This window comes from Vibrio sp. 2130-1, assembly GCF_033339515.1.
The window spans coordinates 1-913 of sequence record NZ_JAWOUT010000123.1; the positions used below are offsets into that span (position 1 = coordinate 1).

Annotated in this window: 1 protein-coding gene; it reads right to left on the bottom strand. The window is 50.1% G+C overall.

The window, feature by feature from the left end; genetic code table 11:
• Positions 1 to 913, bottom strand: a 913-nt coding sequence (locus tag R7Q09_RS24640) for a RecQ family ATP-dependent DNA helicase (protein ID WP_318143761.1), incomplete at both ends; no start/stop codon positions are given.

The window sequence follows — 913 nt, forward strand, 5'->3', positions numbered from 1 at the left end:
TTGGAACAACAGCCCTTTGTGGATTAACTGACGGAAGATACTCACCCAGTAATCATGGCTGTGATCGCGGCCAATGCCGTATGTAGAGATCTTATCGTGGCCATGTTCACGCACGCGGATATTTTGCATACCACGCAGCACCTCAACCACATACGTCATACCAAAGCTTTGGTTAACGCGGTAAACACACGACAACGCTTTTCGCGCTTCTTCTGTCGCATCAAAATGTTTGGGTGGATCGAGGCAGATATCGCAGTTACCACAAGGCTTCTCGCGGTACTCACCAAAGTAGTTGAGCAGAACCTGACGACGACAGGCTTGCGCTTCCGCAAAGGCACTCATCGCATTAAGTTTATGGCTTTCTACTTGCTTTTGCGGACCATCGTCTTTTTCATCCAGCATGCGACGTAGCCAACTGATGTCTGCAGGGTCATATAACATCATCGCTTCAGCAGGTAAACCATCTCGCCCTGCTCGTCCCGTTTCTTGGTAGTAGGATTCAATATTGCGCGGAATATCAAAGTGCACCACAAAACGGACGTTCGGCTTGTTGATGCCCATACCAAAGGCAACCGTCGCGACCACGATTTGAATGTCATCACGCTGAAACGCCTCTTGAACGTAAGCACGCTCATCAGCGTCCATCCCTGCATGATAGCCCGCCGCACGGATGTGGTTGTTGCACAACTTCTCCGTCACCATTTCGACTTTCTTACGGCTACCACAGTAAATGATGCCGCAATTGCCCTTTTGGGTGTCGAGATAACGAATGATCTGAGAAATCGGCTTGTGCTTCTCGACCAGGTTGTAGCGGATATTCGGACGGTCAAAACTGCCTAAGTGGACATGAGGTTCATGCAAACGTAAGCGTTCAAGAATGTCGCGACGTGTAGCGTCATCCGCAGTGGCGGTG